We start from the raw sequence: 22,076 nt of genomic DNA on the forward strand, positions 1-22,076 counted from the left end.
GTCATGCTACTTGCACGGCGCGCGCCGCCGGGAGCGCGACGAGCGACAGCCAGGTCACGGACGCCCCGGCGACGACGTGCACGAGACTCGTCCACGGGGTGTCGTCGAGCGGGGCGAGCGCCGCGAGGAGCGTCAGCGCGAGCCCGTACCCGGCGCTGGGCAGCCGCGGGAAGACCCCGGCCCGCAACAGGGACACGCCGAACAGCAGCGTGCCGAGCACGAACACCCCGGCGCAGCCGAGCAGCGCCGGCCCGGTCGGCCCGGCCTTGAGCGCGGCCACGGCGGCCGGATCGAGGTAGAAGAGCACGACGTTGAGCGCGAACGCGACCCCGGTGAACAGCCCGAGCCCGAGCAGGTGCACGGCGTACGCGGCCGCGCCGAAGCGCCCGGCCTTCTCGCGCTGGTGCAGGTAGAGCGCGGTGGCGGCCGGGGCCGCCAGGGCCGTGCCGAGCCCGAGGACGAGCCCGGTCGCGGCGGTCTCACCGGTGAAGGCCTCGACCGCGCCGGGCACGGCGATGGTCAGGCCGAGCAGGACGCCACAGCAGGCGCCGAATCGTTGCAGCCACATGCCCGGCGACGCTACGGCCGGTGCCGGCGCCGCCGGCAGTGCCGACCGGCCAATACCGCGCCGCCACTCGTCACACCATCGTGTCTTCCACATCCGTCGGCAGACACATCGCGCGGTAGCGCGGGGCAATCCTTTGGCTGCAGAATCGAAGGACCGCCAGGCCCACCGGTGCCGATCAGGTCGTGATGCGCGGCAGCCACACGTTCAGAGGTGACCCAGTTGGACTCGTTCGACCTGCACCGCTTGTCCGACTTCGCTGGAGGAAGTCGAGAACGAAGCGGTCGATTGGGAGCAGGGGCGTGAACTCGAGGCCGTCCTCTACGGGATCTACGACGTCCCGGACCGGATCCGCAAGCACGTCACCTACGGCATCATGGTCAGCGCCCTCAAGCGGCTCAAGTCGTGGCTGGAACTCGAGGCAGTGCCGGGCGAGGACTTCTCCGCCGCCGTTGAAATCCTGGAGTACCTCGAGGACTTCGACGACAATGAACTGGAGGTCGAGCTCGATCAGTTGCGTGAGATGCTGGGCGAAACCACCGAATCCATTGAGACACGTGACGTTGCCGCGCTCCACGTCGGTTACAGCGACGCGATCTCCGAGGACCGCTACCTCAAGACAATGTTCGGATCACTCGCCGCAATCCCCTAGGCGCACGGTCGCGGCTGGTGATGGCGCTCGTCTGCGGGCGTCGGCCCGCTCATCTGCCGCGCCGGCTGGGCGGGGCTGCCCAACGCCGAGGTAGGCCGCAGGGTTGGGATGACTCGGCAGACGGTGACCTCGCGGCGGGCCCGCTACGCGGCTGATGTGACATCCGGCGGCGCGCGTCTTGAGTCGCCGCCAGTCCGTGGCCCACGGGGTCCATGCCCTACCGCATCGGGGACAACACAGCCCGCCGCTGGCGGGGCGACTACCGCTCGTGGACGGTCGGTTCGGCGATCATGGCGTCCACGGCTTCGACGCTCGCCTTGAACTCCATGCCGGTCAGCTCGCGGTGCATCTTGACGGCCTGGATCCTCAGCCCGGCCCGGGCGAACTCGTCGACCGACGTCATACTGGGCGGCAGCTGCGTCCAGGGCGGCGGCTCCCGTCGCGGCCACAGCACTTCGCGCCAGGCCATCCCGGACGCTCTGCGCAACACCCAACTGGTGACCACCGCCAGGACGAACATAACGCCCACGGCCGCCAGCCCGCCGCGCTGATGGCCGAGAAGGCGGTGGTCCCGAAGACCGTCAGCGTGTGCCTGCCCTCGGCCGGGCAGGCCACCCCGACCGCGTCGCCCGGTTGCCCAGCCCGGGAGCATCAGGGGCGCCCGGCCCGCCCGCACAACGCCCGGACCGGCCGAGGCACACGGTCACGGGCGTCGAGCCCGGGTTGTAGAAGGTGAGCGAGTCGGACCGTGAAGTGGTCCTGCCGGAAGCCGCCCGGGGTCACGTCCACCTCGTTCACGTGGATCACCGGCAACGCCAGGCTCGACACCGCGCCCGGCCCGACCAGGCCGATCACGGCGCCGGTGGCCCGGGCCGACACGCCGCGCGAACCTCGGGCTTCTTCACGCGTTGAGTGTCTTTCCCGGACGCAACCGCCGACCGGCAGACTGGTGGCATGCCGCTGAACGCGTACCCCGTCAGAACCTCGATCGCCGTGTCCGACATCCGGCGCGCGGTCGCGTTCTACGAAGGCCGGCTCGGGCTCGAGCCCGTGCAGTCCGGCCCCAGCGCCCACATCCCCGACGGCAGCCGGGTCTACGCCTCCGGCGGCGGGCCGGCGCTCAACGTCTACCAGTCGGCCACCGCCGGACGGACCGCGGCGACGCTCGCCACCTGGTACGTCGACGACCTCGATCACGTCGTCGACGAGCTCGCCGCGGCCGGGGTGGCGATGGTCCGCTACGAGCAGTTCGAGCACGACGCCAAGGGCATCACGGCCCGGGCCGGCGGCGGGCGGATCGCGTGGTTCCAGGACCCGGACGGCAACACCTTCGCGCTCGAGGCGGACGCCTGACGCCCTAGATGAGGTCGGCCGCCGTCATGCCCGCCGGGTGGCCGGGCGGCCACTGGACGAGCTCGATGCGGTAGCCGTCGGGGTCGGTCAGCCAGGCGAGCCGCATGCCCGGCGCCGGGTCCGTCGGCGGCTCGGCCGTCACGCCCCGGCCCGCGAGGCCGGCGATCGTCGCGCCCAGGTCGTCGACCTGGATGACGAGGTGGTTGACGGCACTGATGTCGCGGACGGGCCGCGCGGGGTCGTGGACGAGCTCGAGGCTGACGAACGGGTCGCCCGGCAGTTGCAGCATGGTCAGGCTTCCGAAGGCCGTCCCGGGGACGCTCCCGATCGTGGCGAAGCCGACCGCGGTGTAGAAGGCGATCGAGCGCTCCAGATCGGTCACCCGCAGGCCGAGGTGCAACATGCGCATGCCCGGCACTCTACGGCTGGTGGGCGGCGACCTCCGTCGAGGCGCGCGGCACCAGGCGGCAGGGCAGGGCGCGCTGGCCCGGGACCGGCTCGCCGTTGATCGCGGCCAGGAGCAGCTCCGCCGCGGTGCGGCCGATGCCCTCCAGGTCCATGTCCACGCTCGTGAGCTGCGGGCGGCAGCCCTCGACCATGACGTCCCAGTTGTCGAAGCCGACCAGGGCCACGTCGCCCGGGATGGTGCGGCCCGCCTCGCGCAGCGCCTCGGCGACGCCGCGGGCGATCTGGTCGCTGCCGCAGAACACGGCGTCGATGTCGGCGCCGGCGGAGAGCAGGATACCGGCGGCCTGGCGGCCCCAGGCCTCGCTCCACTCGCCGTGCAGGGTCGGCGTGGCCAGGTCGAGGCCGAGCGTCTCCAGGGTCTGCACGGTCGCCTGGGCCCGGACCCGGGCCGAGTGGTGGCGTTCGGGGCCGGTGACGTGCGCGATGCGCCGGCGGCCGATGGCCAGCAGGTGCCGCACGGCGCGGCGGGCGCCGTCGGCCTCGTCCGGTACGACCGAGCAGTCGGCCGGGTTCGCGGAGCTGATGAACGCGTACACGACCGGCACCGCCAGCTCGGCCGCGATCGGCGGGCGGGCCTGGGTGCGCCGTCCGGTGACGATGATGCCGTCGACCTTGCGGCTCAGCAGGGTGCGCAGGTAGTACTGCTCCCGGATCGAGTCGTCCCGGGCGTCGCACAGCAGGACCGAGACCTGGCCCGCGCCGAGGGCGTCCTCGGCGCCGATCATGAGCGGGATGCTGAACCGCCCGATACTGTCGGTGGTGATCATGCCGACGGTGTAGGTGCGCCCGGCCTGCAGGCCCCGGGCGGCCGCGTTGGCGACGAAGCCGAGCTGGTCGGCGGCCTGCTGGACGCGCTGGCGGGTCTCAGCGCGCAGCGACCCGCGACCGTTGAGCGCCTTCGACGCCGTCCCGGTCGAGACCCCGGCTAAGGCCGCCACCTCGCTGATCGTGGCCGGCCGGACAACGTTGCTCAGGGGGTCCTCCAGTTGCCGTGGGAGTTTCCGATTTTCCTTGAGGTGTGACTGTAACGGCGCCTTGACACGGGAACAAGCCCCTCCTAGTTTCAAGGCAATCGTTTTCCGAGCTTTCCTCCAACACCCCAAACCCTTTGAGGAAACCGCCATGACAGTGTCCCCCCGGCGCCGGCTGAAGGCCGCGGCCGCCGTCGTCATGTCCGCTTGCCTGGCCGCCGGCTGCTCCACCTCCGGCGGTACCGACGACGCCGCCAGCGGATCGTCCGGCAGCGGCGGCACCTACACGATCTGGGACCCGTACCCGCAGTTCGACGACAGCGCGGACTGGGTCAAGCTGCTGCAGAAGTGCGGCACCGACGCCGGCGTGACCGTCAAGCGCACCGGCTACGACACGTCCGACCTGACCAACAAGGCCCTGCTGGCCGCCCAGCAGGGCAACTCCCCCGACGTGCTCATCGTCGACAACCCGGTGGTCTCCACCCTCGCCGACGCCGGCGTGCTCACCACCACCGAGGAGATGAAGGTCGACACCTCCGCGGTCGAACCCAACCTCCTCGCCGCCGGGCAGATCGGCGGCAAGACCTACGGCATCCCGATCGGGGCGAACACCCTGGCCCTGTACTACAACAAGGCGGTGCTGACCGCGGCCGGCGTCGACCCGGCCGCGGTGAAGGACTGGGCGTCGCTGACCGCGGCGCTGACGAAGGTGAAGGCGGCCGGGAAGAAGGGCATCACGTTCTCGGCGATCGGGACCGAGGAGGGCAGCTTCCAGTTCCTGCCGTGGTTCTGGGGTTCGGGTGCGAACCTGACGAAGCTCGACTCGGCCGAGGGTGTCTCGGCGTTGCAGTTGTGGACGGACTGGCTGAAGAACGGGTACGCGCCGAACTCGGTCATCAACAACACCCAGACGACGAGCTGGCAGGAGTTCGCGACCGGCCAGTTCGCGTTCGCGGAGAACGGCACCTGGCAGCTGGGCAACGCGAAGAAGGCGGGCTTCGAGTACGGGATCATCCCGATCCCGTCGAAGGCCGGCGGGACCGCGCCCGCCCCGACCGGCGGCGAGTTCGTCACCGCACCGGTACAGAAGAACACCGGCAAGTACGCGACCACGCAGAAGCTCATCGCGTGCCTCAGCAACGCCGACAACGCCTTCACCACCGACACGACGCTGTCCTACATCGCCGCCACCGACGCCGTGCAGACCAAGCAGGTCGCGGCGAACGCTGAGCTGAAGGTGTGGGTCGAGGCGGTCAAGGCGGCCAAGGGCCGCACGAGCGACAACCTCGGCACGAAGTACCCGAAGATCTCCGAGCCCATGTGGAAGGGCTTCCAGTCCGCCCTGTCCGGCGGCAAGTCGCCGCAGGACGCCTTCGCCGCAGCCCAGACCAGCGCCGCCGCGGCCACCAAGTAGATGCAACGAACGCGCGACGGGCGGTGGGCCGCGTGGGCGTTTCTGACGCCCGTCGCGGTCTACCTGCTCGCCTTCTACGCCTATCCGCTGTACCGCAACCTCGACCTGAGCCTGCACAAGTACACCGTCCGCTCGTTCGTGCAGGGCAACGCGCCGTTCATCGGCCTGGACAACTACGACACCGTCCTGTCCGACCCCACGTTCTGGCCGGCGGTCTGGCACACGGCCGTGTTCACCCTGGTCTCGCTGCTGTTCCAGTTCACCATCGGCATGGCCCTGGCGCTCTTCTTCCACCAGCACTTCCCGCTCTCGGCGACGCTGCGGGCGCTGTTCCTCGTACCGTGGCTGCTGCCGCTGATCGTCTCGGCGTCGACGTGGTCGTGGATGCTCAACAGCGACTCCGGCATCGTCAACGCGGCGCTGCGCCTGGTGGGCGTCGACCCGGTCAACTGGCTCACGTCGCCGGCCTGGTCGCTGGCCTCGGTGACGCTGGCCAACATCTGGATCGGCATCCCGTTCAACCTGGTCGTGGTCTACAGCGGGCTGCAGGCCATCCCGGGCGAGATCTACGAGGCCGCGGCCCTGGACGGGGCCAGGCCGTGGAGCACGTTCTGGCGCATCACGTTCCCGCTGCTGCGGCCGGTCTCGGCGATCACCCTGCTGCTCGGGCTCATCTACACGCTCAAGGTCTTCGACATCATCTGGATCATGACCAAGGGCGGCCCGGCCGACGCGTCCACCACCCTGGCGACCTGGTCGTACCGGCTCGGCTTCGGCAACCTGCTGCCGTCGTTCGGCCCGGGCGCGGCGGTCGGCAACCTGCTCATCATCGTCGCGATGGTCTTCGGCCTCGTCTACATCAGGACGCAGCGATGAAACTCAAGACCGTCATCGGCGTACTGCTCACCGCCGTCATGCTGTTCCCCGTCTACTGGATGCTCAACGTGTCCCTGACCCGGGACACCGACATGCGCGACGACCCGCCGCACCTGTTCCCGCTGCACGGCACCCTCGAGGGGTACCGCGCGGTGCTGGACCAGCAGGTGCCGTACCTGATCAACAGCCTGCTCATCGGCCTCGGCACCGTGGTGCTCACGGTCGCGCTGGCCGCGCCCGCGGGCTACAGCCTGGCCAAGCTGCGCCCGCGCGGCGGCGGCGTGCTCAGCTTCGTGCTGCTCGTCGCCCAGATGATCCCCGGCATCATCATGGCGATGGGCTTCTACGCCATCTACCTGCGTCTCGGCGTGCTCAACAGCACGGCCGGGCTGATCCTGGCCGACTCGACGATCGCGGTGCCGTTCGGCGTGCTGATCTTCACCGCGTTCATGTCCGGCATCCCCGCCGAGCTGCTGCAGGCGGCCCGGGTCGACGGGGCGGGCACGCTGCGCACGTTCTGGTCGGTGGTCCTGCCGGTGAGCCGCAACGCCGTGGTCACCGTGAGCCTGTTCGCCTTCCTGTGGGCGTGGTCGGACTTCGTGTTCGCCAGCACCCTCGACGGCGGCGGCACCCAGCAGCCGATCACCCTCGGCATCTACCACTACATCGGCAACAACAACCAGCAGTGGAACGCCATCATGGCCACCGCCGTGGTCGCGTCCATCCCCGCGACGCTGCTGCTCATCGTGGCCCAGCGGTACGTGGCCGCCGGTGTGACCGCCGGCGCCGTCAAGGACTGAGGAAACCCCATGCACAACCCTTTCGGCCCCGCCGTGCCCACCGACCGCGCGATCAGCGCGCTGCGTCCCCTGTCCGCCGGCGCCGCCCGCCTCGACCGCGGCGGCCTGCTCGGCGGCTGGCAGGAGCGTAACCGCGCCGCCACGCTGCCGCACTGCATCGAGCGGCTGCACGAGCGCGGCAACCTGGACAACCTGCACCGGGTCACCGGCGAATTCCACGGGCCCTTCGTGGGCTGGTGGTTCGCCGACACCGACGTGCACAAGACGCTCGAGGCCGCGCTGTGGGACGGCGGGTTCGCCGGGTTCGTGGCCGACACCGCGCAGCTGCTGGAGAAGGTCCAGGACCCGGACGGCTACCTCGTGTCGTACTTCCAGGCCGGCGAGCGCGACCGCCAGTGGCGCGAGCTGCCGTCCAGCCACGAGATGTACACCGCCGGCCACCTCGTGCAGGCGGCCGTCGCCGGGGCCCGCACCGCCCCCGCCGACCCGGCCGTCCAGCAGCTGCTCGGCGTCGCCCGGCGCTTCGCCGACCTGCTCGTCGAGCGCTTCGGCGCCGGCGGCGAGGACGCGGTCGACGGGCACCCCGAGGTCGAGACGGCGCTCGTCGAGCTGTTCCGGGTCACCGGGCACCGGCCGTACCTGGACCTCGCGGCCCGCCTCGTCGACCTGCGCGGCCACGGGCTGCTGGGCCCGGAGAGCCGGTTCGGCCAGCGCGCCTACTATCAGGACCACCGCCCGGTCCGCGACGCCACCGAAGTCACCGGGCATGTCGTCCGTCAGGTGTACCTGCTCGCCGGCGCCGTCGACGTGGCCGTCGAGACCGGCGACAGCGAGCTGCTGCGGGCGGCCGAGCGGCTGTGGGACTCGGCGCTGGCGTCGAAGACGTACCTGACCGGCGGGCAGGGCTCCCGGCACCGCGACGAGGCCTTCGGCGACGCGTACGAGCTGCCGCCGGACCGCGCCTACGCCGAGACGTGCGCGGCGATCGGCAGCTTCCACTGGGCGTGGCGGCTGCTGCTGGCCACCGGCCGGGCCCGCTACGCCGACGAGATGGAGCGGCTGCTGTACAACGGCATCGCCGGCAGCACCGCAACGTCCGGCACGGCGTTCTTCTACTCCAACCCGCTGCAGCTGCGCACCGGGCACGACGGCTCCGACGAGGACGCGCCCGGGGAGCGGCTGGCGTGGTACAAGTGCGCCTGCTGCCCGCCCAACCTCGCCCGGCTGATGGCGTCGCTGCACACCTACGCGGCGACCGGCGACGCGAACGGGCTGCAGCTGCACCTGTACACGCCGGGCACCTTCTCGGCCGGCGGCCACACGTTCACCGTCGCCACCGACTATCCGTGGGACGAGACGATCACGCTCACCGTCGGCTCGTCGACGGGCGACCCGTTCACCCTGTCGCTCCGGGTCCCGGCGTGGTGCGCCGACGCCCGCGTGGTCGTCAACGGCACGCCCGCCGCCGCGTTCGTCGAGGACGGGCACCTGCGCCTGGAGCGTGTCTGGCGGTCCGGCGACCGGGTCGAGCTCGTGCTGGCCATGCCGCCCCGGCTCGTGACCCCGCACCCGCGCGTCGACGCCGTGCGCGGTACCGCCGCCCTCGCCCGCGGCCCCGTCGTCTACTGCCTCGAGCACGCCGACGTGCCGGGCCACTACTTCGAGGACCTCCATCTCGACGGCGGCGCCCCGATCGAGGTGCGGCGGGACCATCCGCTCGCCCCGGTCGCCCTCGCCGTGACCGTCCGGGACGAGGCAACCGTCACCGTCCCGGCCATCCCCTATTTCCTGTGGGCCAACCGCGGTCCCGGACCGATGCGGGTCTGGATTCCGCTCCTTCCATAACACCCCCAGAGGTGATGCAGTGCGCATCCGAACCGCCGCTGCCACGGCGATCCTGACCACCCTCGTCACGACCGGCGTCTTCGCCGGAACGGCCCACGCGGCCGGCAACACCCTCACCGTCAACGTCGGCACCGTCGTACGCCCGGTCACGCAGGTCGCATCCGGCGGCCTCTACGGCGTCGACACCGCCGGCAAGCCGCCGCTGGCGCAGTTGTACCCGCTGCGCATGAACCACTTCACCCAGCCCCCGCCCGGCGGTCAGCAGCTCGGCAACGGCGCCACCCAGCCGTGCTGCGACGGCCTGCAGGTCGCGGGCAAGGTGACGAGCGCCGGCGCCCGGCAGTTCTACCGGCTGCCGGACATCTACCCGAACTTCCCGTACCGCTGGGTCAGCTGGGCGGACTGGGAGGCGAAGGTCCGCACCATGGTGAACGCCCGGGTCAACGCGACCGGCGTGACGAACGTCGACGGCTACGAGCTGTGGAACGAGCCCGACTGGACGTGGAACACCGCCTCGGCGGGCTCGTTCAACGCCGGCTGGACCCGCACCTTCCAGCTCGTGCGCTCGCTCGACCCGGTGACCCCGATCGTCGGGCCGAGCCACTCGGTCTACAACCACAGCTGGATGGTGGACTTCCTCACCAACGCGAAGAACACGAACACGGTGCCCGACGTCGTCGTCTGGCACGAGCTGGGCGACGACAGCTACCTCAACGTCGGCGCGCACGTGGCCGACTACCGGGCGGTCGAGTCGTCGCTGGGCATCTCCCCGCGGCCGATCTCGATCAACGAGTACGCCTCGCCGAGCCAGGTCGACATCCCCAGCGTGGCCGTGCACTACATGGCGGTATTCGAGCGCTACGGCATCCGTGACGCCGAGCGCGCGTACTGGTACGAGGCCGGCACCCTCAACGGCCTGCTCTACAACAACGCGCCGACGTCGTCGTACTGGGCCTACAAGTGGTACGGCGACATGGCCGGCAACGTCGTGCAGACGGTGCCCGGCTCGTGGCTGGAGGGCGTCGCCGCGTACGACCCGAACCGCAAGTTCGTCAACGTCGTCTTCGGCGGCGACAGCGGCAACAACACCGTGCGCGTCACCGGCCTCGGCGCGCTCGGCTCCCAGGTGCGCGTGACCCTCTCGCGCACGGGCACCACGGGACGTACCACCAACCAGGGCGCGCCGACGACGGTGTCGACCGCCACCTACACCGTCTCCGGGGGCGCGATCAGCGTGCCCGTGAACGGCATGGACGCGTTGGCGGCGTACCAGCTGCTCATCACGCCCACGTCCGGGATCGCGACCTGGCAGCAGCGGTACGAGGCCGAGAACGCGGCGGTCGTCAACGCCAACCGGTTCTCGTCGTCGACGGCCTCCAACGGCGGCTACGTCGGGCAGATCGACGGCATGGCCAACAGCCGCAACGACGCGTTCGTGGACTTCATCGTCAACGTCCCGCAGACCCGGTCGTACACGATGAACATCCGCTACGCGAACGGGACCGGCGCGACGGCGACGCAGGGGCTGGCGTACAACGGCGGCGGCTGGTCGACGGTCAGCTACCCGGCGACGGGTGCCTGGGGGTCCTTCGGCTCGTCGGTCAATGTGACAGTCGCGCTGACCGCCGGGTACAACACCATCCGGCTGGCGAAGGGTGCGCCCTTCTTCGCGGGCGGCACCGGCTTCGCCGAGCTGGACGCGATCACGCTGTCCTGACGTTATTTCTGGGCGGCGATCTGGATCAGGTTGCCGCAGGTGTCGTCGAACACCGCAGTGGTCACCGGCCCCATGTCGGTGGGCGGCTGGGTGAACACGACACCTGCGGCGACCAGTCGGTCATACTCCCGCTGGACGTCCTCGACGGCGAAGGACGTCCACGGGATCCCGTCGTTGTTGAGGGCCTCGCGGAACGGGGCGACGGCCGGGTGGCCGGCCGGCTCTAGGACCAGCTCGACGCCGTCGGGCTGGTCGGCCGAGACCACGGTCAGCCAGCTCACGCCCGGGCCGAGCGGGATGTCGGTCTTCTTCACGAAGCCGAGGACCTCGGTGTAGAACCGCAGGGCCGCGGCCTGGTCGGTCACGAACACGCTCGCCAGGTTGATTCGCATCGTCACGCCCGCCAGCATATGCAAGTCGCGGCTTGCCTATCAAGCCCGGCACACTCTGGCGTATGACGACCCCGTTCACGCTGACCTTCGACTGTGCCTCCCCGGCCGCGCTGTCCGCCTTCTGGTGCACCGCCCTCGGCTACGTCCCGGCGTCCCCGCCCGCCGGGTTCGCCAGCTGGGAGCAGTGGCTGCGGCACTTCGCCGTGCCCGAACAGGAGTGGGACGACGGCGCCGCGATCGAGGACCCGACCGGCGCCGGGCCGCGAATCTCGTTCCTGAAGGTGCCGGAGCCGAAGACCGCGAAGAACCGGGTGCACCTCGACGTGCAGGCCGGCGGGGGCCGGGCGACGCCGTGGGAGGAGCGCTGGCCCCGGGTGCGGGCCGCGGCCGACCGCCTGGTCGCCGCGGGCGCCACCGAGCTGGGGGTCGCCGACCTCGACGGCCGCCCGGACCACGTCCTGCTCGCCGACCCCGAGGGCAACGAGCTGTGTGTAGTGTGAATGTCGTTCGGATGTTCGGTACTCGATAGCCTGCGTCACTGTCGCCGCCGAGGGTCGGCCCATGACGATCACTCGCCGGGCCGCCCGCCCGATCAGGCGTCCGCCGTTGCCGCCAGGTCGCGCCAGGCCCGCCACGTTTCGAGGCGCTCGGCGTACGCGCGCTCGGCGATCGCGTACGGGTAGGTGCCCAGGAACAGCCGCAGCGGCGGCTCCGGGGCGTCGACGAGCTCCAGCACCGCCTTCGCGGTCGCGCGGGGGTCGATCGGCGTGTGGCCGGCCGCCGCCGTGCGCCGGGCCGCGCGCAACGGCTCGTACGCCGGGTCCGGCTCGGCCCGCACCGCCGAGTCGCCGCCCCAGTCGGTACCGTAGGGTCCGGGCTCGACGATCGTCACGCGCACCCCGGCCGGCGCCGCCTCCTGCGCGAGCGCCTCGGAGAGCCCCTCCAGCCCCCATTTGCTCGCGTTGTACAGCCCGAGCAGCGGAAACGCCGCGACGCCGCCAATGCTCGACACCTGCAGGACGTGCCCGCGGCCCTGGGCGCGCAGGATCGGCAGGGCGGCCTGGGTGACCCAGAGCGGGCCGAGCAGGTTGGTCTCCAGCTGGTCGCGGGCCTGCTCCTCGGACAGCTCCTCGAGCGCGCCGAAGAGCCCGTACCCCGCGTTGTTGACCACGACGTCCAGCCGCCCGAACCGCTCGTGCCCGGCCGCGACCGCCGCGAACGCGGCCGCGCGGTCCCGCACGTCGAGGGCTACCGGGAGTACCGAATCGGCAAAACGCTCGACGAGGGCATCGAGGCTCCCGGTGTCCCGCGCGGCCGCCACGACCCGGTCGCCGCGCTCGAGGGCCGCCTCCGCCCAGACGCGGCCGAGGCCCCGGGACGTGCCGGTGATGAACCAGATCTTCGCCATGACCCGATCTTGTTCCGCCGGTGCGGTGGCAGCCAGTACCCGGCCAGGGTCACCATAGGGCGTGGACGACAACCGGCTCGGGGAGTACCTCAAGGCACGCCGCGGCCTGATCCGCCCCGACGCGCCGGCCGGCCGGCGGCGGGTGCCCGGGCTGCGCCGGCCCGAGCTGGCCGCGGCCGCCGGGATCAGCGAGCAGTACCTGGTCCGCCTCGAGCAGGGCCGCGACCGCCACCCGTCGGAGCAGGTCCTGGCCGCGCTCGGCCGCGCCCTGCGCCTCGACGGCGACGCCCTGGCCCACCTGCGCCGCCTGGCCGCCCCGCCGTCGGTGGCGACCGGCCCGGAGACCCTCGCCGACGGCGTGGCGGAGCTGCTGGACGCGTGGGCGGGCGTGCCCGCGTACGTGCGCGGCCGCCGCTTCGACGTCCTCGCCGCCAACGCCCTGGCCCGCGCCCTCGTCCCCGCCCACCGCCCCGGCCGCAACCTGGTCCGCGACGTGTTCCGCGACCCGTCGATGCGCGCCTTCTACGCCGACTGGCCGGCGGTGGCCCGCTCGACCGTGTCCGCCCTGCGCGACGCGGTGGGGGCCGCGCCGGGCGACGCGGTGCTGGCCGCGCTCGTGTCGGAGCTGCTGGCCGCGAGCCCGGAGTTCGGCGAGCTGTGGGCGCGCCACGACGTGCAGCCGACGCGCGACGAGCAGAAGCTGTTCCGCCACCCTTCGATCGGAACCTTCCCGTTGTACCGTCACGTGCTGCACATCGCCGGCACGGACGGACAGGTGATCATCGCGTACCGCGCGGGGCCGGAATCGGATGTGCTCGCGCGTCTCGCCTCTGGCCCCGCGGGGGCCGGCTCGGACACGCGCCTCGCTGCGCCCGGCTCCGATGTGCACCCCCGCGCGGACACGCGCCTCGCCGGGCCCGGCTCCGATGTGCACCCCCGCGCGGGCGCACCCTTCGCGGGGCCCGGCTCAGGCCTCGCCGGTCTCCCGTAACCGGGTCCGGAACTGCTCCAGCGTCTCCCCGATCCGAGACGACATGTGCGGCGAACTGATCTTCACCGTATTCGCCGCCATCGCCAAGTTCCAACATCAGCCGGCAGACACGGTGACAGGAGTTGGGCAACGGGAGACTGTTGCGCCCAAATCTGGGATAGCCGGGAGGTGAGACTCCTCCCGGCTACTCGACCTGAGGTAGTGCCAGCTATACCGCACGGGTAGCGCAGCCTCACACGGTTGTGCTAGCTCATGCGCCATCGCGCTCCGAGCGGCCCTTCTCTACCGTCGTCCCATGCGATTTCGACCGATCACGACAATTGGTGCCGCCGAATCAACACCAGGTTCCAACTGCAAAACTGTTCGACTGCATTCGAGGTCCGTGATCGGGTTGCTGCTGGCGGCCGCCGCAGCTTTGGTGGCAGCATTCGTGCTCGCCCCCTCCGCCCTCCTGAGGCCAACCTTCGGGGCTTACGACAGTGGCGCGAAACTGCAGGACGCCCTCGGGCGTGCTCTCGTCGAGTATTGGCGAAGCGGAACCCCGGCGTTCCCCGCCCGCCTGACGACGCTGGTCGACTACTGGTTCCAATGGCATGCGATCAAGGTGGCGATCAGCGCGTTGTTGGTCATTGTCTTCGCCCTGCTCACCACCGCGCTGTGGCAGAGATACCTGCGTGCCCGGCCCTGGTACGCGGCGATTGCCACAGCCGCAACGGTGTTGACGGTTCTCGCCATGGGAGTGCTAAGTGAGAACATCCTGGTGATGGCCGTACCTCTGATCGGGTTGCTGCCGCTGCTACCCGGTAGAACCGCCGACGGAAAACTTGCACAGGTTTTGAGTGAGATGCGCGAAGGGCTGACGGATTCGGCCAGCCCGCACGCCGGTTCCCCTGCGCTGACGGTGCTGCTCGGCGAGGTCGAGCGATACTACTGGGTCACGGTGGCGATTTCCGCCACGCTGATGGTGGCAACCGGCCTGGCGAGCGCCCATTTCTGGAAGCGGCGTATCGCCGGCGACCCGAGCGCCACCCGCGTCAGGTTCATGCACAGCACACTCGGTGTCATCACGACCCTGACCGCATGTCTGCTGCTACTCGTGGCAGCGGACAGCGCACTCTTGGCGCTGGAACCCGCCACTTCGCTGCTCGGCGTCATCGGTGCGGGCTGACACCGCTCCTCCAACTGCTGCGTCGTAGGTTCGTGACCGTGGCGACGAGCGTGTGGCGGGCGATGGCGGGCAACCCCGTCCGATTCGTCCTGTCGCGATGGCCATGGCGCAGCCTGGCCTATGTGGTCAGTAGCGTGGCGGTCATCTCGATCGCCTGGCCGGCCGTTTTGCCGCTGCTGCTGTTTCCGCCGCTGCTGCTGGCAAGATCATCGCTAGCGCCGTTTCGTGGATCTTGTTAGTCACGGGCCGTCTACGACACGGTGCAGGCGGCTCCGTTCAGGGTGAAGGACGTCGGGCGCGGGTTGGAGCCGCTGTACGTGGCGTTGAAGCCCGCCGACTGCGACGCCCCCGGGGCCAGGGTGCCGTTCCACGCCTCGCTCTTCGCGGTCACCACCGCCCCCGACTGGGACCAGGCGGCCGACCAGCCCTGCGAGACCTTCTGGTTGCCGGGGAAGGTGAAGCTCAGCGTCCAGCCGTTCACCGTCGTGGTGCCCGTGTTCTTCACCGACACGGTGCCCGTGAAGCCGCCGCCCCAGTCGTTCACCGAGTACGTCACGGCGCACCCGGCCGCCGGCGGCGGCGTCGACGGTGAGGGCGACGTCGTGGTCGGCGGGGTGGTGACCGTGGCCGCCGCCGAGGCCGGGCCCGTGCGGCCCGCCGAGTCGGTCGCGACGACGGTGTAGGACGTGGTCGTGTTCGGGGTGAGACCGGTCAGCTGGTACGTCGTGGAGGCGACCGTGGCCAGCAGCGTCGAGCCGCGGTACACGCCGTACGACACGGCCGTCGTCCCCGTCGTCGGGGCGGTCCAGGTCAGCGTGGCCGAGGTGCTGGTCACGGCCGAGACGGCCGGGGTGCCCGGCTGGCCCGGCGCGCCCGGCGGGGGCGTCGTGGTGTAGGTCAGGCCGTAGCCGTAGGCGAACAGCGGCGTCTTGCCGTCGCCGTCGTTGATCGGCTCCTGCGACGCCGACTGCATCCACGTCACCGGCAGCTTCCCGGTCGGCGCGTAGTCGCCGAACAGCACGTCGGCCACGCCGCCGCCCTCGGTGCCGGGCAGCCACGCGGCGACCAGGCCGCTCCAGTCGGGCAGCTGCGCGGCGATGTCCAGCGGCCGGCCGGAGACGAGGACCACGACGACCGGGACGCCGGACGCCTTGAGGGTGTTGAGGGTCGCGAGGTCGGTGGCGTCCAGGCCGAGGGAGCTCGGGCGGTCGCCCTGGCCCTCCGCGTACGGGGTCTCGCCGACGACCGCCACAGCGACGTTGTAGCTGCGGTCGATGCCGGAGCCCGAGGAGTTGTACGTGACCGTCGCCGACGACCCCGCCGACGCGCGGATGCCCTGCAGGATCGTGGTGCCCGGCGTCGTGTTGCCGGCCGCGCCCTGCCAGCTGACCGTCCAGCCGCCGCTCTGCAGGCCGATGTTGTCGGCGCTCTTGCCGGCCACGAAGATCTTGCCGCTCTTGGCCAGGGGCAGCACGCCGGTGTTCTTGAGCAGCACCTGGGACTCGCGCACGGCCTGCCGGGCGACCGTCCGGTGCGCGGCGTTGCCCACGGTGCCGGTGAGCGAGCGGTCCGCGTACGGGTGCTCGAAGAGCCCGAACTCGAACTTCTTGGTCAGGATCCGGCGCACCGCGTCGTCGATGCGGGCCTGCGGCACCCGCCCGGCCTGAACCTCGCCGCGGAGCGTGTCGATGAACTGCTTCCACGCCGTCGGTACCATCACCATGTCGATGCCCGCGTTGACGGCCCGCCGGACCTCGGAGGCGGTGAAGCCCTCGCCGCCCTCGATCTGGTCGATGCCGTTCCAGTCGGAGACGACGAACCCGTCGAAGCCGAGCTCGCCCTTGAGGACGCCGTTGATCAGGTAGTCGTTGCCGTGCAGCTTCTGGCCGTTGAACGACGAGAAGGAGACCATCACCGAGGCGACGTGGCGGCGCACCGCCTCCTGGAACGGCGGCAGGTGGATCGCGCGCAGCTCGGTCTCGGAGATCTGGGTGTCGCCCTGGTCGACGCCGCCGGTGGTGCCGCCGTCGCCGACGTAGTGCTTGGCCGTGGCCAGGACGCCGCCGGACTGGTACCCGTCGATGATCGTCGCCATCGACACCGGCAGCTCGGGCTTCTCCCCGAACGACTCGTAGGTGCGGCCCCAGCGGTCGTTGCGGGCCACGCACAGGCACGGCGAGAACGTCCAGTGCACCCCGGTGCCCTTGACCTCGTCGGCGGTGACCCGGCCGACCTGCTGGGCCAGCGCCGTGTCACGGGTCGCGCCGAGGCCGATGTTGTGCGGGAACATCGTGGCCCCGACGACGTTGTTGTGCCCGTGCACGGCGTCGGAGCCGTACAGGATCGGGATCTTCAGCGGCGTGGCGAGCGCCCCGCGCTGGAAGTTGTCGGTCATGTCGGCCCAGGCGCTCGCGTTGTTCGGCGACGGCGCCGAGCCGCCCCCGGACAGGATCGACCCGAGCCGGTAGTTCGTCACGTCCGCGGCCGACGCCGACCCGCGCTCGGCCTGCGTCATCTGCCCGAGCTTCTCGTCGAGGCTCATGCGCGACATGAGGTCGGCGACCCGCTGCGACACGGGCAGGGTCGGGTCGAGATACGGCTCGGCGGCCGCGGCGGGCAGCACGCCGACGAGTGTGGCGGCGGCGACCGAGACGGCGGCCAGTGCGGCGATGACGACGGGGCGGCGCATGCCCGGAGATTAGGCCGGGGGTACGACACTTTTGTGCGGACTGATCGACGGGCGTGAAAGTGCGCAGGTCAGGACGCTGGTGACGGTGTAACATTCATCGCCGCCCAGTCGCAGATCGCCTGCAGCGGGCCCTCGAGCGTCTTGCCCAGCGGGCTCAGCGCGTACTCCACGTGCTGCGGCGCCGCCTCCTTCAGCACCCGCCGCTCCACCAGCCCGTCGGCCTCCATGCCGCGCAGGGTCTCGGTGAGCACCTTCTGCGTGATGCCGGGCACGCGCCGGCGCAGCTCGGCGTGCCGCTGCGGCCCCGCGGCGAGGGCGTACACCAGGAGCACCCGCCACTTGGCGGCGAGCCGCTCGAGGGCCTGCCGCGTCGCGCACGTCTCGTCGAGAACGTCGGGGATCACCAGCGCCACAAGGCCTCCCGCCGGCATGGGCACCACGAAGTGCCTTCTGGTTCGGTACCGTCGGCAAAGCCTATCGTTCGGCGCATGGCGGTACACCTCGAAGAAATTGCATTTGTAACTGACGGCATAGAGCTCGCCGGGCACCTGCGCCGCCCCGAAGGCGCCCGGCGGCGACCGGCGCTGGCGGTCACCGGCCCGTTCACCGGCGTCAAGGAGCAGGTAGCGGGCGCCTACGCGCAGCGCCTGGCCGAGGCCGGCTTCGTCACGCTCGCGTTCGACCACCGCGGCTTCGGCGCCAGCGGCGGCCGCCGCGGCCACGAGGACACCCAGGGCAAGCTCGCCGACCTGCGGGCCGCGGTGTCCAAGCTGGCCGCCCACCCGGCGGTCGACCCGGCCCGGATCGGCCTGCTCGGCGTGTGCCTGGGCGGCGGCTACGCGGTGCGCGCGGCGGCCCAGGACCCGCGGGTGAGGGCCGTAGCCGGTATCGCGGGCGGCTACAACAGCCCCGAGTTCTCCGACGGGTACCGCGCGGCGCTGCAGACCTTCGTCGAACGCTACGACGAGTACATCCCGGCCGTGGCGGACAACGGCGCCGAGGCCGCGATGGGCGGCGACGAGCCGTGGGCCTACTACGGCACCGCCCGCTCCGCCGCCGCCACCTGGGAGAACCGGGTCACCCGCGGCTCCCTGCACAGCCTGATGACGTTCGACGCCCTGGGCGCCGCGCCGCTGCTGGCCCGAACCCCGCTGCTGGTCGTACACGGCAAGGTCGACGCGTACTGCTCCCCGGACCTCGCCGCCCGCCTCCACGAGGGGGCGACGGGCCCGAAGCGCATCGAATGGCTGGACTGCGACCTGCACATCGACCTGTACGACAACGAGCCCTACGTAGCCCGCGCCACCCAGGCCGCCACCGAGTTCTTCACCGAGCACCTGGCCTGAAGCCCGCGCCGGACAAGAACCACCCCCAGCTCCACAACACCGGCCTGCCCGTCGCGACGAACCAGCACCACGCTGCGCGCAACTCCCTCGGCGAGCACCAGGCCGAACCGCCACGACGGATCCGCCCCGACCAGCCCACGCGCTCCTCAGCGAGCACCAGGCCTATCCGTCGCGACGAACCAGCACCACCCAGCCCAGCAACAGGGCGCCGAGGGCCCACAGCGCCAGCACACCCAGACCGGCCCAGGGCTGGATCGGCAGCGCCGCCAGGTCCTTCGTGGCCTGCACGGCGCTGCCGGCGGTCCCCGGCCCGACCTGCTCCAGGTGCCGCCGCCACGTCTTGTCGGACATGGCCAGGGCGAGGATCGGCCAGGCGTACAGCAGCCCCAGCACGATCCCGGCCGCCGCCGCGGGGCTGCGCACCGCCGTCGCCAGGCCGAGGCTCAGCAGCGCGATCAGCTCGAGGTACAGCACCGAGCCGACCACCGGCCGCCACACGAACTCGTGCGCGGGCAGCAGCGCCCGCCCGGCGAGGACCGACCCGGCGACGCCCACCACCGACGCCGCCGTGGTCGTGGCGAGCAGCACCGCGGCCTTGGAGGCGAGCAGGCGGGTGCGGCGCGGCACCGCGGCGAGGCTGACGCGCACCATGCCCGTCGCGTACTCATTGCCGATCACCAGCGCCGCCAGGATCGCGATCACGGCCTGCCCGAGCTGAACCCCCGTGAGCGAGACCTTGCCGAGATCGGCGGAGCAGCGCACGGCGCACGAGACCGCCCCCGACGCGAACGCGCTCAGCCCGATCGTCGCCGCCGCGGCGCCGAGCAGCAGCCACCACGTGCCCGGGGTCGTGCGCAGCTTCGTCCACTCGGCGTGCAGTGCGGTCCTCACGCGTCCCTCCGCCCCAGCCGGTACCCGGCCCCGCCCAGCACCACCGCGACCCACACGGCGAGCACGGCCAGGCCACCCCACGCGGAGAGCGGGAAGTACCCGTCGGCGGGCGAGTAGATGTTGTCGACCTGCTCCCAGCGCGGCTCGCTCTGCTGCAGCGCGAACGCCGCCGCCGGGGTGAACCGCAGCAGCCAGTCGCTGGCCCGCAGCGGCAGCACCGTGACCGACAGCAGGTACGGCAGCACGATCACGACGATCGACACCGTGACCGCGGTGACGCCCCGGCGCACCAGCGACCCGACGCCGACCGCGAGCGCCGCGCACCCGGCCAGCAACAGCCCGGTGCCGGCCATGACCCGCAGCTCGGTCGCGGCCGAGACGTAGGCGACCGCGACCCCGTTGCCGCGCAGCACTGCCTGCCCGCCGGTGACCACGACCGCCGCGACGGCCAGTCCGAGCCCGAACACCGCGGCGCCGAGGACGAGGGCCTTCGCGGCCAGGACACGTCCGCGGTGCGGCACGGCCGCGAGCGTGGTGCGGATCATGCCGCGGCGGTACTCCCCGGTGACGTACACCGCCCCGACCACCACGATGAAGATCAGCCCGAGGAAGGTGCCGACCAGCGTCTGGCTGATCGTCACGCTGCCGCCGGACGCGCCCGACACGGCGGGCCCGATGTCCCCGGACCCCGTAACGGTCCAGCCGTCGGCGGTCTTCACGAAGCCGGTCTGCGGCCCGGCCGACCGGGCCCGGCTCGCGTCCGGCGCGCTCGGCGGCGCCGGCTCCTGCGGGGCGACGCCGGCGGGCCCCTCCCAGTCCGGCGAGAAGGCGCCGCTGGTCGCCGGGTTCTCGAACGTGCCGGTGGCGATGCTCGGGCCGCCCGAGACGCCGGAGAGCACGACGGACTCGTCGACCTGCTCGGAGTACTGCGGCGAGGTGGCGAACATCCCCGCGGTCACGGTCGCGGGCAGGCCCGGCAGCCGCGCGGTGCCGACCTCGGTCCACGCGCTCCCGTCGGTCGACTGCTCGGCCTTGACCGTGTCGCCGGTGCGGGCCAGCCGCAGCCACACCGGTTGCGGCTTGATCTTCGCGCTGCTCGGGCGGCCCTGGTCGTGGACGTAGTTGTACTGCATCCGCACGCCGTGCTCGCCGGTCAGCATCACGGCCGCGTACGCCGCGCCGGCCTTGGTGCCGTCCTTGATCATGAGACCGGCCTTGGACCACGGCGCGAGCCCGTCACGCATCTGCGGCCCGTCGAAGGCCGGCAGCTGCCCGGTGAGGTCCGCGACCCGCACGGTGATGCTGCCGTCGCCGGTGAGGTTTCGGTGTACGTAGGTGGAGTTGTCGGCGACGGCCTGGCCCTCGGGCCCGAGCGTCGGGGTGCAGTCGGAGACGTCGCACGAGCCCATCCGGCCCGGGGCGAGGCCGAGCGCGACGATGACCGCGGCCCCGGCGAACAGCCCCAGCACCCAGCCGCGCAGGGTGCGCAGCTTCGTCCACTCGGCGTGCAGTACGCGCAGGAAGCTCATCGGTCCTCCCCCGGGGTCGTGGCGCGGAACTCGACCGCGTCGCGGGTCAGTTCGAGGTAGGCGTCCTCGAGGGTGGCGCGGTGCGCGGCGACCTCGGAGAAGGGAACGCCGGCCCGGGTGAGCGCGGCGATGACATCCTCCGCGGCCGCGCCGGTGACGGTCAGGGTGCCGTCGCCGTTGGGGACGACGGTTTCGGCTTGCTGCTGCAGTACCGCAGAAGCCCGCTCGATCGCGGCGGACCGCACGACGATCCTGCCGTTGGCGGCGCCGGTCAGCAGCTCCGCCACGCCCGCGTCGGCGATGACCCGCCCGCGGCCGACCACGACCACGTGGTCGGCGGTGCCCTGCAGCTCGCTCATGAGGTGGCTGGAGACGAGCACCGCCCGGCCCTCGCGGGCCAGCTCGCGCAGGAACGTCCGCATCCAGATGATGCCCTCCGGGTCCATGCCGTTGAACGGCTCGTCGAGCATCAGCGCGGGCGGGTCGCCGAGCAGGGCGGCGGCGATGCCGAGCCGCTGGCGCATGCCGAGGCTGTAGCCGCCGGCGCGCCGCTGCCCGACACCGCCGAGGCCGGCCAGCTCCAGCACCTCGTCGACGCGGCGGGACGGCAGCCCCTGCGAGTGGGCGAGCCACAGCAGGTGGTTGCGCGCCGTCCGGCCCGGCTGCAGGGCCGCGGCGTCCAGCAGCGAGCCCAGGTGGCACAGGGGGCGGTCGAGGGCGCGATATGGCCGCCCGCCGACGAGCGCGGCGCCCGCCTCGGCGGCGTCGAGCCCGAGGATCACGCGCATGGTGGTCGACTTCCCGGCCCCGTTCGGTCCGACGAACCCGGTGACAAGCCCGGGCCGGACCGTGAACGTCATGCCGTCGAGGGCGAGGGTGGGGCCGAACCGCTTGCGCAGCCCGTCGACGGTGATGGTGGCGTCATGCATGGTTTCGGTTCTACGCGGCGGACGGTGGCAGCCAGGTGTCGTCGGGTGTCACCTCGTTGACACCGGGGGCCT

24 protein-coding genes are annotated in these 22,076 nt (G+C 71.7%); 12 read left to right on the forward strand and 12 right to left on the reverse strand.

What is annotated here, in order from left to right:
- Position 1: 1 nt before the first annotated feature.
- Entirely contained in the window at positions 2–568 is a 567-nt protein-coding gene (locus ACPPVO_RS30335) for a hypothetical protein (protein ID WP_426501948.1), read from the reverse strand.
- A gap of 373 nt (positions 569–941) precedes the next feature.
- Here ACPPVO_RS30335 and ACPPVO_RS30340 point away from each other — a divergent pair, with 373 nt between their 5' ends.
- Positions 942–1,217 carry a hypothetical protein gene (locus ACPPVO_RS30340; protein ID WP_426501949.1) on the forward strand — a complete coding sequence of 92 codons (276 nt, stop codon included), beginning with the start codon at positions 942–944 and terminating at the stop codon, positions 1,215–1,217.
- 259 nt (positions 1,218–1,476) lie between these two features.
- Here the strand turns inward: ACPPVO_RS30340 and ACPPVO_RS30345 are convergent, their stop codons facing one another.
- Positions 1,477–1,737, reverse strand: coding sequence for a hypothetical protein (locus tag ACPPVO_RS30345; RefSeq protein ID WP_426501950.1), 261 nt, complete (start codon positions 1,735–1,737; stop codon positions 1,477–1,479).
- 131 nt (positions 1,738–1,868) lie between these two features.
- Positions 1,869–2,096: a hypothetical protein gene (locus tag ACPPVO_RS30350; protein WP_426501951.1), complete on the reverse strand. Its 228-nt coding sequence runs from the start codon at positions 2,094–2,096 to the stop codon at positions 1,869–1,871.
- A gap of 75 nt (positions 2,097–2,171) precedes the next feature.
- On the opposite strand from ACPPVO_RS30350, the gene ACPPVO_RS30355 reads away from it, so the two are divergent.
- Entirely contained in the window at positions 2,172–2,570 is a 399-nt protein-coding gene (locus tag ACPPVO_RS30355) for a VOC family protein (protein ID WP_426501952.1), read from the forward strand.
- Positions 2,571–2,574: 4 nt separating this feature from the next.
- Here ACPPVO_RS30355 and ACPPVO_RS30360 read toward each other — a convergent pair whose 3' ends face one another.
- A complete protein-coding gene (locus tag ACPPVO_RS30360) occupies positions 2,575–2,979 on the reverse strand; it encodes a VOC family protein (RefSeq protein WP_426501953.1) in 405 nt (134 codons plus the stop codon).
- A 10-nt stretch (positions 2,980–2,989) separates the two neighbouring features.
- Positions 2,990–3,976, reverse strand: coding sequence for a LacI family DNA-binding transcriptional regulator (locus ACPPVO_RS30365; protein ID WP_426501954.1), 987 nt, complete (start codon positions 3,974–3,976; stop codon positions 2,990–2,992).
- Positions 3,977–4,160: 184 nt separating this feature from the next.
- Here ACPPVO_RS30365 and ACPPVO_RS30370 point away from each other — a divergent pair, with 184 nt between their 5' ends.
- From ACPPVO_RS30370 to ACPPVO_RS30390, 5 genes are read left to right on the forward strand one after another with little or no spacing between them, the layout of a single operon-like run.
- Positions 4,161–5,423 (forward strand): sugar ABC transporter substrate-binding protein, encoded by a 1,263-nt coding sequence (locus ACPPVO_RS30370; protein ID WP_426501955.1) that lies wholly within the window; start codon positions 4,161–4,163, stop codon positions 5,421–5,423.
- Entirely contained in the window at positions 5,424–6,299 is an 876-nt protein-coding gene (locus ACPPVO_RS30375) for a carbohydrate ABC transporter permease (protein ID WP_360382677.1), read from the forward strand.
- The gene (locus tag ACPPVO_RS30380; protein WP_426501956.1) at positions 6,296–7,099 is read left to right on the forward strand and encodes a carbohydrate ABC transporter permease; all 804 of its coding nucleotides are present in this window, start codon (positions 6,296–6,298) and stop codon (positions 7,097–7,099) included. The genes ACPPVO_RS30375 and ACPPVO_RS30380 overlap by 4 nt, the downstream gene beginning before the upstream one ends.
- A gap of 9 nt (positions 7,100–7,108) precedes the next feature.
- Positions 7,109–8,944 carry a glycoside hydrolase family 127 protein gene (locus ACPPVO_RS30385; RefSeq protein ID WP_426501957.1) on the forward strand — a complete coding sequence of 612 codons (1,836 nt, stop codon included), beginning with the start codon at positions 7,109–7,111 and terminating at the stop codon, positions 8,942–8,944.
- Positions 8,945–8,963: 19 nt separating this feature from the next.
- Positions 8,964–10,661 carry a CBM35 domain-containing protein gene (locus ACPPVO_RS30390; RefSeq protein ID WP_426501958.1) on the forward strand — a complete coding sequence of 566 codons (1,698 nt, stop codon included), beginning with the start codon at positions 8,964–8,966 and terminating at the stop codon, positions 10,659–10,661.
- A 2-nt stretch (positions 10,662–10,663) separates the two neighbouring features.
- Here the strand turns inward: ACPPVO_RS30390 and ACPPVO_RS30395 are convergent, their stop codons facing one another.
- Positions 10,664–11,053, reverse strand: coding sequence for a VOC family protein (locus ACPPVO_RS30395; protein WP_426514727.1), 390 nt, complete (start codon positions 11,051–11,053; stop codon positions 10,664–10,666).
- A 62-nt stretch (positions 11,054–11,115) separates the two neighbouring features.
- Between ACPPVO_RS30395 and ACPPVO_RS30400 the strand changes: the two genes are divergently transcribed.
- Positions 11,116–11,553, forward strand: coding sequence for a VOC family protein (locus ACPPVO_RS30400; protein ID WP_426501959.1), 438 nt, complete (start codon positions 11,116–11,118; stop codon positions 11,551–11,553).
- Between the two features lie 92 nt (positions 11,554–11,645).
- On the opposite strand, the gene ACPPVO_RS30405 is transcribed toward ACPPVO_RS30400, so the two are convergent.
- Positions 11,646–12,461 (reverse strand): SDR family NAD(P)-dependent oxidoreductase, encoded by an 816-nt coding sequence (locus tag ACPPVO_RS30405; protein ID WP_426501960.1) that lies wholly within the window; start codon positions 12,459–12,461, stop codon positions 11,646–11,648.
- 61 nt (positions 12,462–12,522) lie between these two features.
- Between ACPPVO_RS30405 and ACPPVO_RS30410 the strand changes: the two genes are divergently transcribed.
- The 3 genes from ACPPVO_RS30410 to ACPPVO_RS30420 all read left to right on the forward strand — a co-directional run bounded on the left by ACPPVO_RS30410 (position 12,523) and on the right by ACPPVO_RS30420 (position 14,859).
- Complete coding sequence (locus ACPPVO_RS30410) at positions 12,523–13,452, forward strand: helix-turn-helix domain-containing protein (protein ID WP_426501961.1); 930 nt, start codon at positions 12,523–12,525, stop codon at positions 13,450–13,452.
- A gap of 382 nt (positions 13,453–13,834) precedes the next feature.
- Positions 13,835–14,620: a hypothetical protein gene (locus tag ACPPVO_RS30415; protein WP_426501962.1), complete on the forward strand. Its 786-nt coding sequence runs from the start codon at positions 13,835–13,837 to the stop codon at positions 14,618–14,620.
- Positions 14,621–14,658: 38 nt separating this feature from the next.
- Positions 14,659–14,859 (forward strand): hypothetical protein, encoded by a 201-nt coding sequence (locus ACPPVO_RS30420; protein ID WP_426501963.1) that lies wholly within the window; start codon positions 14,659–14,661, stop codon positions 14,857–14,859.
- A gap of 11 nt (positions 14,860–14,870) precedes the next feature.
- On the opposite strand, the gene ACPPVO_RS30425 is transcribed toward ACPPVO_RS30420, so the two are convergent.
- Positions 14,871–17,309 (reverse strand): glycoside hydrolase family 3 N-terminal domain-containing protein, encoded by a 2,439-nt coding sequence (locus ACPPVO_RS30425; protein WP_426501964.1) that lies wholly within the window; start codon positions 17,307–17,309, stop codon positions 14,871–14,873.
- A 68-nt stretch (positions 17,310–17,377) separates the two neighbouring features.
- Positions 17,378–17,722: a winged helix-turn-helix transcriptional regulator gene (locus ACPPVO_RS30430; RefSeq protein ID WP_360382661.1), complete on the reverse strand. Its 345-nt coding sequence runs from the start codon at positions 17,720–17,722 to the stop codon at positions 17,378–17,380.
- Positions 17,723–17,797: 75 nt separating this feature from the next.
- Here ACPPVO_RS30430 and ACPPVO_RS30435 point away from each other — a divergent pair, with 75 nt between their 5' ends.
- Positions 17,798–18,655, forward strand: coding sequence for an alpha/beta hydrolase (locus ACPPVO_RS30435; RefSeq protein ID WP_426501965.1), 858 nt, complete (start codon positions 17,798–17,800; stop codon positions 18,653–18,655).
- 162 nt (positions 18,656–18,817) lie between these two features.
- Here ACPPVO_RS30435 and ACPPVO_RS30440 read toward each other — a convergent pair whose 3' ends face one another.
- Genes ACPPVO_RS30440 through ACPPVO_RS30450 form a run of 3 tightly spaced genes read right to left on the reverse strand, consistent with a single transcriptional unit; the run spans position 18,818 to position 22,004 of the window.
- Complete coding sequence (locus ACPPVO_RS30440; protein ID WP_426501966.1) at positions 18,818–19,546, reverse strand: ABC transporter permease; 729 nt, start codon at positions 19,544–19,546, stop codon at positions 18,818–18,820.
- A complete protein-coding gene (locus ACPPVO_RS30445; RefSeq protein ID WP_426501967.1) occupies positions 19,543–21,075 on the reverse strand; it encodes an ABC transporter permease subunit in 1,533 nt (510 codons plus the stop codon). The genes ACPPVO_RS30440 and ACPPVO_RS30445 overlap by 4 nt, the downstream gene beginning before the upstream one ends.
- The gene (locus ACPPVO_RS30450; RefSeq protein WP_426501968.1) at positions 21,072–22,004 is read right to left on the reverse strand and encodes an ATP-binding cassette domain-containing protein; all 933 of its coding nucleotides are present in this window, start codon (positions 22,002–22,004) and stop codon (positions 21,072–21,074) included. The genes ACPPVO_RS30445 and ACPPVO_RS30450 overlap by 4 nt, the downstream gene beginning before the upstream one ends.
- Positions 22,005–22,076: the final 72 nt, after the last annotated feature.

This window comes from Dactylosporangium sp. McL0621, assembly GCF_049995355.1.
GTDB lineage: Bacteria > Actinomycetota > Actinomycetes > Mycobacteriales > Micromonosporaceae > Dactylosporangium.